Source organism: Corynebacterium diphtheriae, from assembly GCF_001457455.1.
GTDB lineage: Bacteria > Actinomycetota > Actinomycetes > Mycobacteriales > Mycobacteriaceae > Corynebacterium > Corynebacterium diphtheriae.
Map to the genome: position 1 here is coordinate 711,218 of NZ_LN831026.1, position 14,702 is coordinate 725,919.

Consider the following 14,702-nt stretch of genomic DNA (forward strand, 5'->3'; position numbering starts at 1 on the left):
GTCACGGTGTTCGGGGAAATCTGGTGGTGTCCGGCGTGGATTATTCCGCCCCGGACATTATTATGAGCATATGAATTATGGCAGTGATAGGGGGCAGCAGTCCTTTGACTATTCCGCCCCCTATTTGCCGAGATGGAAGGCGTTACCTCTGGTGGTATCTGCACTCGGCGTGATAGCACTTCCTTTTGTTGCCGGAGGGGATTCCCAAGATCTTTCTTCCTCGCAATCGACTTCACCCGTTGTGCATCACAGGCCAATCGATCAGATCGCACTATCCACATTCGAAGACACCACGCCGTTGAAAACCGATGAGGTGGAACAGGCGTGGGAGCACACTCAGATCACCTACGTTGATTTAAGGACTGGGGCTCACCTAGGATCAGGCGCGGAACGGCTAGCGCGGGCGTCGTTAAGCCTGAGCAAGCTATACATTGCGGATTATGTGTTCGATCACGGAACACAAAAAGAAAAAGAACAAGCAGTCGAGATGATTCGGAAATCAGACGATGACATCGCCGACAAGCTTTTCGACGCCTACCCCAACTGCATCGACTCCGTTGCCAAGAAATACCAGCTTGAGGCTACCCAGACCTACGGGCGCTGGGGATACTCCTACACGTCCACATACGACGTTGTACACTTCATCGTCTCTTTGCTGCGCACGGACCCAGATTCCCCAGTGTTAGAGGCCATGCGCAACGTTGCCCCCAAAGCCGCCGACGGCACCGATCAAGACTTCGGAACCGCCATTTTGCCAGGGGTGCAGGGCAGTAAATTTGGTTGGTCCACCGATGGTGAACTGCACTCATCGGTCAGCTTCGGTGAGGACTTTGTCGTGGCGGTTTCCAGCATGGGATCCGCCGACGACCTTACTCAACTAGTAAAAACGCAGCTTTCAGGCCACGTTCGTACCTCTGCTAGCTAGACAGTTTAGAGATATCGCGGATGATCTGATCCACCGGAGGCATACCCGCTGGCAGCGGTGGCAGATTCTGCTGCAGGTTTTGAACAACAGAAGGATCCGATAGCGGCACCGGAGCAGGTCCTGGCACTGGCGCTGGAACATGAGTTGGGGCTGCCGGCTGGGTTACGCCTGGGAGCCACTGACCCCAATCCGAGGCGTAGACATTGTTCACATCTACCGTGACGCCATCGATAACCCGCTGGTAACCGGCCTTTTGATGAATAGTGGTCCGTGGGTGGATGCGGCCTTGAGAACCCCAATCGTGCTGCCAGAAGAACTCGCCGAGGCCGTCGGCAATCGCCCAATCGATCACGTTGTAGTTACCGTAAATGCCCAGCTGGTAACCGGCGGCATTCAACGCGGCAGCACTAGCCTGAAGATAAGGACGAATCTGTGCGTCATACTGCTGGCGCGTGGGATTGTCATCAATTGCCATGTAAATCGGGCGGCGAGTAGGGCCACCTGCAGCAACATGCAACGCAATCGCTTGCGGAACATGCACCGCAGCACCCGCAGCGCCCTGCTTCCAATCGGCAGTCGCATCCTTACCAAACTGATACACCGACGCCGTGAGCAAACCAGCGGCACCAGCTGCATGAGTTTCCGTAGCTGTGACTGGCTTGCCCGTCATCCACGATTCCGTGCCTGGGCGGCGACGCGAAACATAGCGCACCGAACCCAAATGACCAGCATTTTTGATGCCTTGTGCGGAGGGGACGCCAGCGGCGAAGTCGATAACAGTGCCGCGGATAGGGCCAGGGGCTGCGTGTGCGGTGCCAGCGGTGGCGACGGCGAGGGCGGTTCCGCCGATCGCGGCAACTGCCCCCGTGAGGAAACTCCTACGGGAGATGGAATGGTTCATGAGATGTGTGATCCTTGAGAAAGGGAGAGGCTCACGTGACTCATGAGTCAATATAAGCCTCGGAATATATTTCAAGTCACAATAGTAACAGTAGTGACGTGGAAAATCGAGACTACATTCTGCGCAATCTAACCCCTCGCAGCAATACGACGCCCCTGCGTAATCAAATTGCCAATAAGCGGAAACAGCAACACCGTCACAGAACCCGCCGCAACCAAAATAGAAGCATTATCCGCACTCAACAGCTTCGAATGCGTAGCCACCTCAGTCACCGCCACGATAATCGGAAGCGCTGTCGCCGCATACAACGATAACTGCAAACTTTCCTTCCAACCAGACACCTCAGAACCGGTAGAAAAGAACATTTCGCGAAGGAAAATCGGCAATCCACGAGTGACATAAAACAGCGGCACCAGCGCCACCAACAACCACGGCTTCTCAGCAACCGCCTGCGGATTAATCGCCATGCCGGAACATACAAAGAACACCGGAATAAACAAGCTATAGCCCACAATATCGAGCCGCTGCTCTAAAGGAGTGCGATATTTTTCCGGAACCATCTGGCGCAAAATAAACCCAGCCGCAAACGCACCCAGCACAACATCCAGCTCAAACACCGCGGCAACGGCCATCAAAATCGCCAGCATAAGCAACACCAGCCGCAGCACCGTCTGATTCGTCGAACCAGCGCCATCAACCATGGCACGCCCCATCCACGGCAAGAAGAACTTCACCGTCCGCGGCACAATCGCAACAACCGCGGCAACCAAGAAAAACGCCAACAACACAGCCGTGGTAAGCCACGTCGAACGCGAAGACAACAACAACGCCATCGCAAGAATCGGGGCAATCTCGCCGATAGCACCGTGGATCAACAACGACCTTCCCACAGGAGTATCCAACATATCGTGCTGCTTCATAATAGGAAGCAAGGTGCCAATAGCTGTCGACGTCAGCGCGATCGCCAACACAATCGCCGTGGAGGAGCTATGAAAGCCCACAATGCTCATCGCGCCAAGGAAACTTAACACAGCACACATCAGCCAAGTAGCCAACCCCGTGCGACCCTCTTTGCCTCGTAGTGTTTCAGGTTCAATCTCATAACCAGCCAACAAAAACAGCATTCCCAGGCCGATCTCTTTAATCAGCCCAACGCCACCGTCTAGGGAAGCTAGGCCAAGCACATTAGGGCCGATCACGAGGCCAAAACAAATAAGCAACACCACCGCCGGTAAACGTTTCCCAGTGGCGTATGACAACAACGGAGCAAGAAGGGCCGCACTCATAATCCATGCAAAAGACACAAGCGGATCAGCATCAAGAAGCATGAGGAAGAATAATACTGGTGCTCTGAGGTTTTCTTGCTATGGAAAAACGTGTTGACACGTCACCGTGAGTAGTTCGTGCCAAAACTTTTTGAGTCGCGGGGCATTTCCGCAGGTCGGAGATATAAGAAAAAGTGAAAGTTGGCACGAACTACTCACGGCGTCGTGCCAACATGAAAAAGTGGATTCTTGCACAACCTCTAGGACAGCGATTCTTCGGTGGAAAAGGGGTGATGCAGGCAGCGCGAACCAGATCGCAGGCTCAGTCTACGGTCCAGTCCAAAAGCTTTTGTCTAACGAACGCTATCCCGTTTTCTTGGCTTCCTGAGCGACTCACCGTGGTCTGAAGTAAAGTGATGACGTCATCAGACCGAGGGGGACTGACGTGAACGTTATTGGCCCGTAGGTAGGCTAAGCACAGGTGGAATGCTGTTCGCTTGTTTCCGTCTTGGAAGTAATGCCCGTTTGCCAGCTTGAACAGGAGTGCGGCCGCTTGGTCGTAGATGGTCGGGTACAGCAAGACGCCAAACGACGATTGAAATACTGAAGCGATCGCGCCCTCTAGCCCACTCCGATCCCTCACGGAGAATCCAAGAAAAGGTTCAGGTTCTCTGTGAGGACCTGTTCGCTTCCCGCACTCCTGATTTAAGGTGCAGGATAAGTAGACCAACTTGTTCACCATGTCCTGCGGTGACGCCCCGCTATTTCCCGACACGAAGTGTGAACCTAGATGAAAGCGAGAAGTCGAAGCGTCTCTGCATTTTCGGCAGCAACGTCATCGGCTGCCTGCTCGAGAGAATCAAGTGCCATGGAAGGCAGGCGTTCAGGAGCGTTTGGCGTAGGAGCTTCGCCCCAAGCATTCTCGACAAACTCACGACGGATCAGAGAGTGAGGGATCACATCGCTGCACGAGGCGTCTGGAGGAAGGTCGCCTCGTACGGTGGACCAGGCGAAGCCGTGGCTTAAATCGGACAGGTGAAAAGACCCAAGATCTCCATAGAACGAAACAACAGTGTCCACGACTGACCGCTCGTAATCGGTGAGTTGAGAACTGTCCCCGCTCCAAATTTGGGTCACTCGACGGTCATCATCGGCACGAAGCTCGCTAGCCTGACGCAAAGTAGGAGATACGGCCCCGTACTTCCACGCCTGTAGCTCTTCGTTGAATAGTGGACGACCTGTCCATGCCAAGTGCCACCCCTGGGAGAAGTAACACAGTTTGTACAGCTTCATCTTGTCGCAGGAAGGGTGCAGCTCAAGTACACGCGCTGCAACATCGTGGATGCTGATCATGGTTCTCTCCTTTCGAGGGTATTGGGTTTCACCACTTTACCTTGAGTCTAGTGCTTCGAAAAGACGTTAAGGGATTCCCGCCCCCGCGTTGCGACACGCCTGGGTAAAGGATCTCCCAGTCTGCCGGAACCTCCCCAACCTGAAGTAGCACTCGGGCAAGCGCATCGACAAACCATGCCACAACATCGCTGAGAGGGCTGTCGATGTCCTGATGCGCATCATGGAGGGCGAGACAGTTCCCAAGGGACACTTCATGGGCGATCGTGCTTACCGGCTGGGAGCCAAGGCAGAGAAGCTTGCCGTGCCTTTGCGGCGCCTAGTTCTTCCCAAGAATGCCTCAAGAATGGAAGAACGCTAGCGTCGACTACTACGACAGCCGAGCGATTATTCAGGAAGAACTCGAGTTCATCGTCGACGCGCGACAAGCCTTTGCGCTGCGCGAGAAGGAAGTCCATGCGGACGGCTCGGTGACGTATCGTTCCTCAGCGAGAAATGACTACGCCTCGTTGAAGGTTCCGGGCGTCCCTGTTCCTATCAAGGCGCGTACGCGAACCCTGCGTAAGGTCCTGAAGAAGGATCTCCCCGGTAGACTATTTGGCCCTGCCTAGGGAACACAAGAGTAGGCGAATATCTATCGCCGTGGGCGCAACACGATTGAGCCGCGTAACACGTTGCTCAAGAACGGTGTCTTTGGCCTCGGTGTCAATGCGCGACTCATTGATGCTTTCCTGCGCTCCCTGCCGGATCCACGTCCCAAGAAGCGACCGCCTCTGTTCCGCCAGACTGTGAACGGTTTACCTCAATCGAGACGCTCGATGAAATGTCTGGACTCGATCCTCCTGTGGCTGCCTAGCCTCGCCCTTGCCTGACCTGCTCTCGCGGCTCGGGTTAGACGCTGTTCCCATCCTCGAAAACACGACAATCCCTTCGATTCGCACGTGAATCGGAGGGATTTTCTGGTGTCGCTGAGTTTCGCAAATAACTGCAGATCACATATGTAAAACTCCCAAAAGTGCCCCAGAGAGGAATCGAACCTCCGACACCGGCTTTAGGAGAGCCGTGCTCTATCCACTGAGCTACTAGGGCAGCAAAAACAATTCGTCGATAAGCGGCGGGATTGCTTTCTGAGTAAATAGAGTACCGCACGAAGGGGAGTAGGTGGGAATCGGGCTGGCGGGCAGCGAAGTTAACTGATTCGCCACACGTCGATGGTTATCCAACTATGCTGGAGGAAACTCTATCCAAGCTGTATTTACAAGTTTCTTGTGGAGGTACTCTCATGGCTTTGAAACAACCTATTTTTCATGATGTTGAGCGTCGTCCGATTGCTGCGACTGTTGTAGAGGAAAATGGCACCACGGTGCTGGCTCTGGAGCAGATCGCTGAGGATGGTTCGACTACGCGTGTCTTGACTCTGAACAAGTTTGACTCCAAGCAGCTTTCCGCTGCGTGTGACCGTTATTTGCACCAGCAGAATTCCATTGACTTTGCCAATGTGAATACGTTGCTGACTGATATTGACCGCCATAACCTTCACGTGGACGACGAAGACTAAGAATCAATGCGCACCATTTATGTAATTGGAATTGGTGCTGGAAGCCCCGAGTTCCTGACTCTTCAGGCGATCTCGGGGCTTCGTCACGCACAAGCTATAGTAGCCCTAGATAAGGGCGAGCAGAAGTCCGATCTTCTGGCGCTTCGTCAGAAGATTGTCGATACTCATGCGCCAGGTACCCCCATTTATGCAGTTACGGATCCGGAGCGCGACCGCAATCCTGACAACTATGAGGAAGAGGTGCGCCGGTGGCATGCAGAGCGCGCCCATCTGTTGGCCTCAACGATCCGTGAGCGCACGCCCGACGACGGCGCTGTGGCGTTTTTAGTGTGGGGTGACCCTTCGCTCTACGATTCCACGCTGCGCATTATCGAGCACATGCGTAACCTCGAGGATCTCCACGCGGATGTCAAGGTGATCCCAGGTATTACCGCTGTTCAAGTTCTCACCGCTGAGCACGGTATTTTGATCAACCGTATTGGCGAGGCCATTCACATTACGACGGGCCGAAACCTCCCCGAAACATCGGCGAAGGATCGTCGCAACTGCGTGGTCATGCTGGACGGTAAAACTGCGTGGCAAGACGTTGCCACGGAGCACACCTATATGTGGTGGGGTGCGTTTTTGGGCACCGAGCAGCAAGTGCTGCGCAAGGGGTATGTCCATGAAATCGGCGCGCAGGTTGCCGAATTGAAGCAGCAGCTGCGCACCGAGCACGGGTGGATTATGGATACCTACCTGCTGCGAGAGCTCGATTAGGTAGGAATCATTTGAAAACTATCCTGCTAGTTCCTCTAGCTTCTTGCGAACGTCGGAAGCTGGGGGATTAGTAGCAGTGGTGCCGTCAGAGTACTTCACGGTTGGCACGATGCGGTCGCCGTTGTTGACGGACTTAACCCACTCAGAAGCGGCCTCGTCGGCTTCAACATCGATCAAGGTAAAAGGAGTTTCGGTGCGGTTGAGCGCCTTAATCAGGCGCTGGCAAAATGGGCACCAGTCGGCAGCGTAGATGGTCACATGGTTGTTATCAGACATGTGACCATCTTCCTTTGCTTTTAACGCCTGCGCAACCTTTGGAACTTATAGCGGGCCGGAGTACCCAGCACGGTCCCGGAAGCAGATTGCTGCCATGGGGATTCCTCAACAACCTCAAAGCTATCGTCGAGGGCTGGTGCATATACTGCTGCGTCGCCGAGTACGGGAGCGAGGGTGGCGTCGATAAGCGTGATCACTACCTCGTCTACCAGCGGAAGTGTGCTTGTGTAGACGGCGCCGCCGCCCATGATCCATGCATCGCAGTCGAGCTCGGGGATTGCAGTGACGACCTCGGCACCCGTGCTCCACGCGCCGGGTGCTCGGGAGGAGAGCACAAAGTTACGACGCCCTGGCAGCGGGCGGAAGCGTTCTGGGATCGTAGTCCACGTGGTGCGACCCATAATCACAGGTGCGCCCAAAGTGGTGGCCTTGAAATAGGCGAGGTCTTCGGGAACATGCCAGGGCATGTCGTTGCCATCGCCAATCACCCCATCAGTGGACTGAGCCCAAATCGCGCGCAGCATTACACTGCTACCTCGCCACGAATCGCTGGGTGAGGATTGTAGCCCTCGATAGTGAAATCGTCGAAGTCGTAGTCGAAGATCGAGGAGGCTTTCCGCAATGTCAACTGAGGGTAGGGGCGAGGCTCACGTGAGAGCTGGGTGAGAACCTGCTCGCGATGATTGTCGTAGATATGGCAGTCGCCGCCAGTCCAAATGAACTCGCCGACCTTAAGGCCTGCTTGTTGCGCGAGCATATGTGTGAGAGCGGAGTAGGAGGCGATATTAAACGGAACACCTAAGAACATGTCTGCGCTGCGCTGGTAGAGCTGGCAGCTCAACTTTCCATCGGCAACATAAAGCTGGAACAACAAGTGGCACGGTGGAAGCGCCATATTGTTGAGCTCTGCCACGTTCCACGCTGAGACGATGTTGCGCCTAGAGTCCGGATTGTTTTTGAGCATATCTAGTGCTTGGGCGATCTGGTCCACATGCTGCCCATCAGGGGTAGGCCAGCTGCGCCATTGAACACCATAAACAGGTCCCAGTTCGCCTTCTTCGGAAGCCCATTCATCCCAGATGTGAATGTTGCGCTTTTGGAGCCAGCGAACATTGGAGGAGCCTTGCAGGAACCAGAGGAGTTCTCCGATTACACCTTTCCAATACACCTTCTTGGTGGTGATGAGCGGGAATGACTCGGAGAGATCGAAACGCATCTGTTGGCCAAAAAGGCTGGTTGTACCGGTGCCGGTACGGTCGTCTTTGTGGGAGCCCTGTTCAAGGATTGTGCGAAGAAGGTCTTCATACGGGGTTTTTATGGTGTTGCTGGTGCTCATATTCACAATCAAGTCGATAGCGGGCAAAGAAATTCCGGTGGGAAACCTCCGTGCTCAATGTGAGAGGTTTCCCGCTGGGTGACAACTATACGATTAGTAGGAGCCGTTTTCCTCACGGAAAGCTGCGGCCATGGTGAGGATGTCGTCGGCAAGCTCGGGGCGGCAGATCAGTACGTCTGGAAGATACGTGTCTTTGTTGTTGTAGTTCAACGGGGTGCCGTCGAGACGCGAGCAGTGCAGACCTGCGGCGAGGCTCACGCCAACTGGGGCCGCGGAGTCCCACTCGTACTGTCCACCTGCGTGGATGTAGGCATCGTAGTCGCCCAACAGTACGTGCATGGCCTTTGCACCAGCGGATCCCATGGGTTCTGCGGCAAAGCCTAAGGATTCCGCGATGTGGGTGGCTACCGCTGGTGGGCGGTTGTGAGAGATAGCGATCTTCTTGGCGTAGGGGCCGCCTACTGCGCGAACCTCGGAGGAGTGGAATACCACGCCAAGGTCGGGAAGGTTAACGGCAGCGTGGGTGGGTACGCCGTTTTCTACAAGCGCGATGTGAACAGCCCAGTCTTGGCGGCCGGTGGCAAATTCTTTGGTGCCATCGAGGGGGTCGATAATCCATACGCGATCTTTGCCGAGGCGTTCTGGGTTATCGGCTGCTTCTTCGGAGAGGAAGCCGTCGTCGGGGCGGTGCTGCTCGAGTACGCGGGCGATCCAGTTTTGTGCGAGGTCGTCGCCGGCTTCGCCGAGTTCGCGTCCGCGCAGAAGACCCACGTTGCGCACTCCTTTGAGGATCTCGCCTGTGCCTTTGGCTAGTCGCTTGGTAAGTGTTGCATCGTCAAACTGAGCAGTCATAAGTCCCTAGTGTAGTGGAAATCAATGAGTGATCTGTTGTGTGTGAGACGTGTTTAATAGTGATTATGGATTCCTCGCATGATTTCAGCTTTGCGGATACTTTCGCTCTCCAAGTAGCAACCTGGTTTAGCGATGTGTTTGCCCAGCCCACGGTGGTGCAGCGTCAAGCGTGGGCGGCTATTTCGGCGGGGGAGAATGCGTTAGTGGTAGCCCCCACAGGTTCGGGTAAAACACTCGCTGCCTTCTTGTGGGCACTCAACGAGCTTGTTCAAGGGTCGGGTCAAACGGCGTTGCTCAGTAGGCAGGCTGCAGGATCAGCAGAAGTCGAGGCATCACGCGCCAAGGGGGTCAAGGTTGTTTATATTTCTCCGTTGAAGGCCTTGGGTGTGGATGTGGAAAACAATCTGCGTGCGCCTTTGACGGGCATTAATCAGGTGGCTGCTCGCTTAGGTATTGATCAAAGCGATATCACTGTGGGTGTGCGCTCCGGAGATACTCCGGCGAGCGAGCGCAGCAAACAGGTACGTAACCCACCGGATATTTTGATTACCACGCCGGAGTCGTTGTATTTGATGCTGACGTCTAAAGCACGATCTATTTTGACCACCGTTGATACGGTGATCGTGGATGAAATCCACGCGATGGCGGGCACAAAGCGCGGGGTACATTTGGCCTTGAGTCTTGAGCGCCTTGAGCGCCTGGCTGCGCAACCGGTGCAACGAATTGGTCTTTCTGCAACGGTACGTCCCCTCGACGTAGTGGCGAGGTTTTTGGGCGGGGATCGCCCTGTGGAGGTTATCAATCCGCCGTTGGAGAAGAAGTGGCAGCTAGCGGTGCATGTTCCTGTCGATGACATGAGTGATTTGCCCACACCCGAACCAGTAAGTGAGATCGGGGAAGCCACAATCGACGATCCGTTGGGGTTGACTACCCAGCCGGAAGGATTTGCCGAATCCGCTCTTCCCGCTCAGGGCTCTATGTGGCCGTTCATTGAACAAGATGTCTTCGATGAGGTGATGGAACACCGCTCTACCTTGGTTTTTGTTAACTCTCGGCGGACTGCAGAGCGCCTGACCAGCAGGCTTAATGAGCTATACGCGCAGCGTTTTCAGCCCGAGGCGTTATCGCCGGCGTTACGACGCCCACCTGCGCAGCTGATGAAAAGTACCGACATCGCCGGCGAAGCCACAGCGATTATTGCCCGTGCACATCATGGTTCGGTGTCTAAAGACGAGCGCGCCCTTACCGAGAAAATGCTGAAGCAAGGTGCGCTGCGCGCTGTGGTGTCGACCAGTTCACTGGAACTAGGTATCGACATGGGTGCAGTGGATAAGGTCATCCAAGTTGAGTCGCCACCCTCGGTAGCCTCGGGGCTTCAACGCGTGGGGCGTGCTGGTCACGTGGTGGGTGCGGTATCGCATGGTTCGTTTTATCCGAAGCATCGCGCAGATCTTGTCCAAACCACCGTCACTGTAGGCCGGATGACCGAGGGGCTTATCGAGGAACTCCACGTTCCTACTAATGCCCTTGATGTGCTGGTTCAGCACACGGTTGCTGCGGTTGCTATGGATGATCTTGATGTTGAGGATTGGTACGCAACGGTGGTGCGCGCCTATCCCTATCGCGATCTTCCTCGTGAGGCTTTTGATGCAGCTATTGATCTCACCGCTGGGGTGTATCCCTCTACTGATTTTGCTGAGCTTCGTCCGAAGGTTATCTACGACCGCATAACCGGCACTCTCAGCGCACGCCCCGGCGCGCAGCGTGCTGCGGTGATTAATGGTGGGACGATTCCCGATCGTGGCATGTTTGGTGTGTTTTTGGTCGGTAGCGGAGAATCTGGTGCGCCTCGCAGGGTGGGTGAGCTTGATGAGGAGATGGTGTATGAGTCCAGGGTGGGGGACGTGTTTACGTTGGGGGCGTCGAGCTGGCGTATTGAGGAGATTAATAAGGATCAGGTGTTGGTTACGCCTGCGCCGGGGCATACGGGCAGGTTGCCGTTTTGGACGGGGGATCAGGCGGGGCGTCCGGCGGAGTTGGGTAAGGCGTTGGGGGCTTTTCGACGCACCCTAGTCGCTGATCCCAGTGTGGTTGAGGGCATGGGGCTGGATGTTCGTGCGCGGTCGAATGTGGTTGCGTTTATTCAGCAGCAGCAAGAGGCCACGGGAGTAGTACCTGATGAGGTGACACTGGTACTAGAACGGTTTCGTGATGAATTAGGCGATTGGCGGGTGGTGCTTCATTCACCGTATGGCAGGGGTGTGAATGCTGCGTGGGCTTTAGTAGCTGGTGCGGCATTTTCGCAGCGTACTGGTATGGATGCCCAGCCGGTTGCCTCGGATGATGGCATTGTGTTGCGGGTTCCAGAGTCGGATGCTGAACCTAGTGCGGATTTGTTTGAAATTGATCCGGACACGGTTGAGGAGTTGGTGGCCCAGCAGGTGGGCAACTCAGCGCTTTTCGCTGCGCGGTTTAGGGAATGTGCGGCGCGGGCGTTGTTGTTGCCGAGTCGCACGCCAGGTAAACGTGCGCCGTTGTGGCAACAACGACAGCGTGCTGCGCAGTTGTTGGATGTGGCGCGAAAATACCCGAGTTTTCCTATTGTGTTGGAAACGGCGCGGGAATGTTTGCATGATGTTTATGATCTTGATGCGTTAGTGGAGCTAGCTGCTGCATTGAAGCTGCGTAAGGTGCGTATCGCTGAGGTGACGACGCAGCAGCCGAGTCCGTTTGCTACGTCTATTTTGTTTAGTTACACGGGCGCTTTTATGTACGAGGGCGATAGCCCGCTGGCGGAAAAGCGTGCAGCTGCGTTGGCCTTAGACCCAGCGCTGCTTGCCAAATTGTTGGGCACAGTAGAGCTTCGAGATTTATTAGATCCGACAATTATCGCTGAGGTGGATCAAGACGTGCGGCGGCGTTCGCAGCGTCGGCGTGCACACACCGCCGAACAGTTGGTTGATGCGCTTCGGGTTTTAGGGCCAGTTCCGCTAACAGAGATTCCTGCGATCGCCGAGGTGGACGTGCCCGCTGCGCTCCAGGAGCTCGGGCGCAGAGTCATGGAGGTGCGTATTGCTGGGGTGGCGCATCTTGCATTGGCTGATGATGCTGCGTTGCTTCGGGATGCGTTAGGTGTGCCGGTTCCGCCGGGGATCCCAGCGCAGGTCGATACGATTACTGATGCGGTGGCACAGCTGGTGACTCGTTGGGCTAGGGCACGCGGACCGTTTGTACTCGCAGATGTTCAAAGTGCTTTCGGGTTGGCCGCTGGGGTGGCACATGGGGTCGTCGATACGCTGCACAAGAGCGGTGTGGTGACGATGGGGCGTTTTCGGGCTGGTGTTGACCAGTCGGAGTATGTGGCTCCTGAGGTTTTAAAGATCATTCGGCAGCGTTCGTTGGCGGCTGCGCGAGCCGAAACCCAGCCTGTATCGCAGTCGGCACTGGGTCGGTTTTTACCACAGTGGCAACAGGTTGCTGCGATGGGACAGCAACCGCAGCTGCGCGGTGCTGATGGTGTGTTTGCGGTGGTAGAGCAGCTCGCCGGTGTGCGGCTGCCGGCATCGGCGTGGGAGACGATGGTGTTGCCGCAGCGGGTGAGTGGCTATCAACCAAGTGATCTTGATGAGCTCACTGCCAACGGAGAAGTGGCCGTTATCGGTGCCGGAAGTGCCGGTAGCTCGGACCCGTGGGTGATGCTCGTCCCCACGGACTATGCAGCTCAGCTGATTGATGCGCCCGACGTGGAGACTTTAAGCCCGATCCAACAACAAATCGTTGAGATTTTCAGCAACGGTGGTGGCTATTTGATAAGCAGCATCCGAGACCAGATACTTGGCAGCGATACAGATGTGCGCACTGCTATCTGGGAGCTTTTTGAGCTGGGGATGATAAGCCCAGATGGCATGGCTCCGATACGTGCGCGACTCAGCGCTGGAAGTGGGGCAAGTTCCGCGCATCGTGCGAAGCGCACGCCGGCCCGCGGGCGGTTACGTATGGGCCGAACGCGTTTTGCGCAATCCCACCAATCAGGGATCGCCGCCGATATGGTGGGGCGGTGGTCGCTGACTATCCCCGCTGATACCGATGCCACTGCGCGCTCTGTTGCTCACGGAGAAGCCTGGTTGGATCGCTATGGGGTGGTCACGCGCGGCAGCGTTGTTGCAGAGAACACTTTAGGTGGGTTCGCTTTGGCATATAAGGTGCTTTCTCGTTTTGAGGAAGCTGATAAAGCCATGCGTGGTTACCTCATTGATGGGTTAGGGGCTGCCCAGTTTTCTACGCCGGCGGTTATCGATCGGTTGCGCGGACTCGGAGATAGCGATGATGTGACTGGTTGGCCATCGGGTACCACCGATCCTGAGGTGTATGTTCTTGCTGCAGCTGATCCTGCGAATCCTTACGGGGCGGCGTTGCCGTGGCCCGAATCGGGCCCCACCCGTGCAGCGGGCAGCATTGTCGTGCTTATCGACGGCCTCCTCATCGCCCATCTCACCCGTGGCGGTCGCACGTTGACAGTATTCGATCTTCCTACCGGAATCGAGGTAGTAGATGTCATGCCCATGGTGGTCAGTGCGCTTTCGGAAGCCATCAGCCGCAATATGATGAAACGCATCGTGGTGGAAAAAATTAATGGTGAGCAGGTGTTTCAGTCGCAATGGGCGGAGACTTTGCGTGCAGCAGGAGCCCATATCGTTCCCCAAGGAATCCGGATTTCTGCCGTTACTCAGCAAGCTACGACTTCCCATGCGCGAGGTCGCAGGCTAAGCCAAGCCCTAAGCGATCTTGAGGATCAGCAGGAGCAGCATTCACGACCGCGCCGAGGCGGATTCCAATCTGGTGGGCGACGCTAGTGAGGAGATCGAGAAGATAGTGCGCTGTCGTCCCAGACGTCGCGCCAGCGCTGGGCTAGAGTCTCCACTGTTTCATGGGCATTAAGACCACTCGGTTGGGGCACAACCCACAACGCAACATCTTCGGGCCAGCCAGCAATGAGGGGTGGATCCTGCTTGCCCAACACTGCCTTACGGTGTTGAAACCCAGCGCGATAAGCGGTAATTCCCACCACGGCGACTACGCGCGGGCGCAAATCATTAGCGAGGTGGATGACGCGTTGGGCGCCGTCGATAAGCTCTTGTGTGGTGAGTTCGTCGGCGCGGGCAGTAGCTCGTGCTACGAGGTTTGTCATGCCGATTCCGAGGTGGGCTAGGTGTTTTTCTTGTTCATCGCTCATTCCGTGGGAGACGTCAAAGCGTGGGGTGACAATGCCTGCGCGGTCAAGGGAGGGCCAAAATCTGTTTCCTGGATGAGCGAAGGGTGCGTTAACGGCGGCTGTCCATAATCCTGGGTTGACGCCCACGATTAATAATCGGAGGTCGGAATTGGGAATTCGATCCGACACCGTGGCGTTGGCAAACTGTGCAAGCTGATCGCGGGTAGGCTTAGCCCCGCCCAATGGGGAAGGATGCGCTGTACTCATA

Annotated in this window: 14 protein-coding genes and 1 tRNA gene; 5 read left to right on the forward strand and 10 right to left on the reverse strand. The window is 55.8% G+C overall.

Annotated features, from left to right (window positions below):
- The first annotated feature begins 70 nt into the window (after window positions 1-70).
- Complete coding sequence (locus AT687_RS03495) at window positions 71-925, forward strand: hypothetical protein (protein ID WP_014303121.1); 855 nt, start codon at window positions 71-73, stop codon at window positions 923-925.
- Here AT687_RS03495 and AT687_RS03500 read toward each other — a convergent pair.
- From AT687_RS03500 to AT687_RS03515, 4 genes are all read right to left on the reverse strand, one after another.
- Window positions 918-1,826 (reverse strand): DUF1906 domain-containing protein, encoded by a 909-nt coding sequence (locus AT687_RS03500; RefSeq protein ID WP_014309246.1) that lies wholly within the window; start codon window positions 1,824-1,826, stop codon window positions 918-920. The genes AT687_RS03495 and AT687_RS03500 overlap by 8 nt on opposite strands.
- A gap of 128 nt (window positions 1,827-1,954) precedes the next feature.
- Window positions 1,955-3,154, reverse strand: a complete 1,200-nt coding sequence (locus AT687_RS03505; protein WP_014318823.1) for a cation:proton antiporter — start codon at window positions 3,152-3,154, stop codon at window positions 1,955-1,957.
- Window positions 3,155-3,413: 259 nt separating this feature from the next.
- Window positions 3,414-3,833, reverse strand: coding sequence for a type II toxin-antitoxin system death-on-curing family toxin (locus AT687_RS03510; RefSeq protein ID WP_070794874.1), 420 nt, complete (start codon window positions 3,831-3,833; stop codon window positions 3,414-3,416).
- Window positions 3,834-3,877: 44 nt separating this feature from the next.
- Window positions 3,878-4,444: a Panacea domain-containing protein gene (locus AT687_RS03515; protein WP_014318824.1), complete on the reverse strand. Its 567-nt coding sequence runs from the start codon at window positions 4,442-4,444 to the stop codon at window positions 3,878-3,880.
- A 332-nt stretch (window positions 4,445-4,776) separates the two neighbouring features.
- Between AT687_RS03515 and AT687_RS12780 the strand changes: the two genes are divergently transcribed.
- The gene (locus tag AT687_RS12780; protein ID WP_014309249.1) at window positions 4,777-5,052 is read left to right on the forward strand and encodes a hypothetical protein; all 276 of its coding nucleotides are present in this window, start codon (window positions 4,777-4,779) and stop codon (window positions 5,050-5,052) included.
- 405 nt (window positions 5,053-5,457) lie between these two features.
- Here the strand turns inward: AT687_RS12780 and AT687_RS03530 are convergent.
- Window positions 5,458-5,530 (reverse strand) — tRNA-Arg (locus AT687_RS03530).
- 193 nt (window positions 5,531-5,723) lie between these two features.
- Here AT687_RS03530 and AT687_RS03535 point away from each other — a divergent pair.
- Both AT687_RS03535 and cobF read left to right on the forward strand, forming a co-directional pair.
- Entirely contained in the window at window positions 5,724-5,999 is a 276-nt protein-coding gene (locus tag AT687_RS03535; RefSeq protein WP_014301596.1) for a cg0963 family protein, read from the forward strand.
- A 6-nt stretch (window positions 6,000-6,005) separates the two neighbouring features.
- Window positions 6,006-6,758: a precorrin-6A synthase (deacetylating) gene (cobF, locus tag AT687_RS03540; protein WP_014318826.1), complete on the forward strand. Its 753-nt coding sequence runs from the start codon at window positions 6,006-6,008 to the stop codon at window positions 6,756-6,758.
- Window positions 6,759-6,776: 18 nt separating this feature from the next.
- Here the strand turns inward: cobF and AT687_RS03545 are convergent, their stop codons facing one another.
- The 4 genes from AT687_RS03545 to AT687_RS03560 form a co-directional block, all read right to left on the reverse strand.
- Window positions 6,777-7,034, reverse strand: a complete 258-nt coding sequence (locus AT687_RS03545; protein WP_010934589.1) for a mycoredoxin — start codon at window positions 7,032-7,034, stop codon at window positions 6,777-6,779.
- A 20-nt stretch (window positions 7,035-7,054) separates the two neighbouring features.
- Entirely contained in the window at window positions 7,055-7,558 is a 504-nt protein-coding gene (locus AT687_RS03550) for a dihydrofolate reductase (RefSeq protein ID WP_014303129.1), read from the reverse strand.
- On the reverse strand, window positions 7,558-8,370 hold the full coding sequence (locus AT687_RS03555; protein WP_014318827.1) for a thymidylate synthase: 813 nt from the start codon (window positions 8,368-8,370) through the stop codon (window positions 7,558-7,560). Before AT687_RS03555 ends, AT687_RS03550 begins: the two co-directional genes overlap by 1 nt.
- 93 nt (window positions 8,371-8,463) lie before the next feature.
- Complete coding sequence (locus AT687_RS03560; RefSeq protein WP_014318828.1) at window positions 8,464-9,222, reverse strand: 3'(2'),5'-bisphosphate nucleotidase CysQ; 759 nt, start codon at window positions 9,220-9,222, stop codon at window positions 8,464-8,466.
- A gap of 38 nt (window positions 9,223-9,260) precedes the next feature.
- On the opposite strand from AT687_RS03560, the gene AT687_RS03565 reads away from it, so the two are divergent.
- Complete coding sequence (locus tag AT687_RS03565) at window positions 9,261-14,075, forward strand: ATP-dependent helicase (RefSeq protein WP_014318829.1); 4,815 nt, start codon at window positions 9,261-9,263, stop codon at window positions 14,073-14,075.
- Here the strand turns inward: AT687_RS03565 and AT687_RS03570 are convergent.
- The gene (locus tag AT687_RS03570) at window positions 14,072-14,701 is read right to left on the reverse strand and encodes a mismatch-specific DNA-glycosylase (RefSeq protein WP_014318830.1); all 630 of its coding nucleotides are present in this window, start codon (window positions 14,699-14,701) and stop codon (window positions 14,072-14,074) included. The two genes, AT687_RS03565 and AT687_RS03570, sit on opposite strands and share 4 nt — an antisense overlap.
- Window position 14,702 lies beyond the last annotated feature (1 nt).

What these genes read in the sequence shown, in the direction of transcription:
- AT687_RS03495 (WP_014303121.1), top strand. Translation starts at nt 71, where the DNA reads ATGAATTATGGCAGTGATAGGGGGCAGCAGTCCTTTGACTATTCCGCC.
- AT687_RS03500 (WP_014309246.1), bottom strand. Translation starts at nt 1,826, where the DNA reads ATGAACCATTCCATCTCCCGTAGGAGTTTCCTCACGGGGGCAGTTGCC.
- AT687_RS03505 (WP_014318823.1), bottom strand. Translation starts at nt 3,154, where the DNA reads ATGCTTCTTGATGCTGATCCGCTTGTGTCTTTTGCATGGATTATGAGT.
- AT687_RS03510 (WP_070794874.1), bottom strand. Translation starts at nt 3,833, where the DNA reads ATGGTGAACAAGTTGGTCTACTTATCCTGCACCTTAAATCAGGAGTGC.
- AT687_RS03515 (WP_014318824.1), bottom strand. Translation starts at nt 4,444, where the DNA reads ATGATCAGCATCCACGATGTTGCAGCGCGTGTACTTGAGCTGCACCCT.
- AT687_RS12780 (WP_014309249.1), top strand. Translation starts at nt 4,777, where the DNA reads ATGCCTCAAGAATGGAAGAACGCTAGCGTCGACTACTACGACAGCCGA.
- AT687_RS03535 (WP_014301596.1), top strand. Translation starts at nt 5,724, where the DNA reads ATGGCTTTGAAACAACCTATTTTTCATGATGTTGAGCGTCGTCCGATT.
- cobF (WP_014318826.1), top strand. Translation starts at nt 6,006, where the DNA reads ATGCGCACCATTTATGTAATTGGAATTGGTGCTGGAAGCCCCGAGTTC.
- AT687_RS03545 (WP_010934589.1), bottom strand. Translation starts at nt 7,034, where the DNA reads ATGTCTGATAACAACCATGTGACCATCTACGCTGCCGACTGGTGCCCA.
- AT687_RS03550 (WP_014303129.1), bottom strand. Translation starts at nt 7,558, where the DNA reads ATGCTGCGCGCGATTTGGGCTCAGTCCACTGATGGGGTGATTGGCGAT.
- AT687_RS03555 (WP_014318827.1), bottom strand. Translation starts at nt 8,370, where the DNA reads ATGAGCACCAGCAACACCATAAAAACCCCGTATGAAGACCTTCTTCGC.
- AT687_RS03560 (WP_014318828.1), bottom strand. Translation starts at nt 9,222, where the DNA reads ATGACTGCTCAGTTTGACGATGCAACACTTACCAAGCGACTAGCCAAA.
- AT687_RS03570 (WP_014318830.1), bottom strand. Translation starts at nt 14,701, where the DNA reads ATGAGTACAGCGCATCCTTCCCCATTGGGCGGGGCTAAGCCTACCCGC.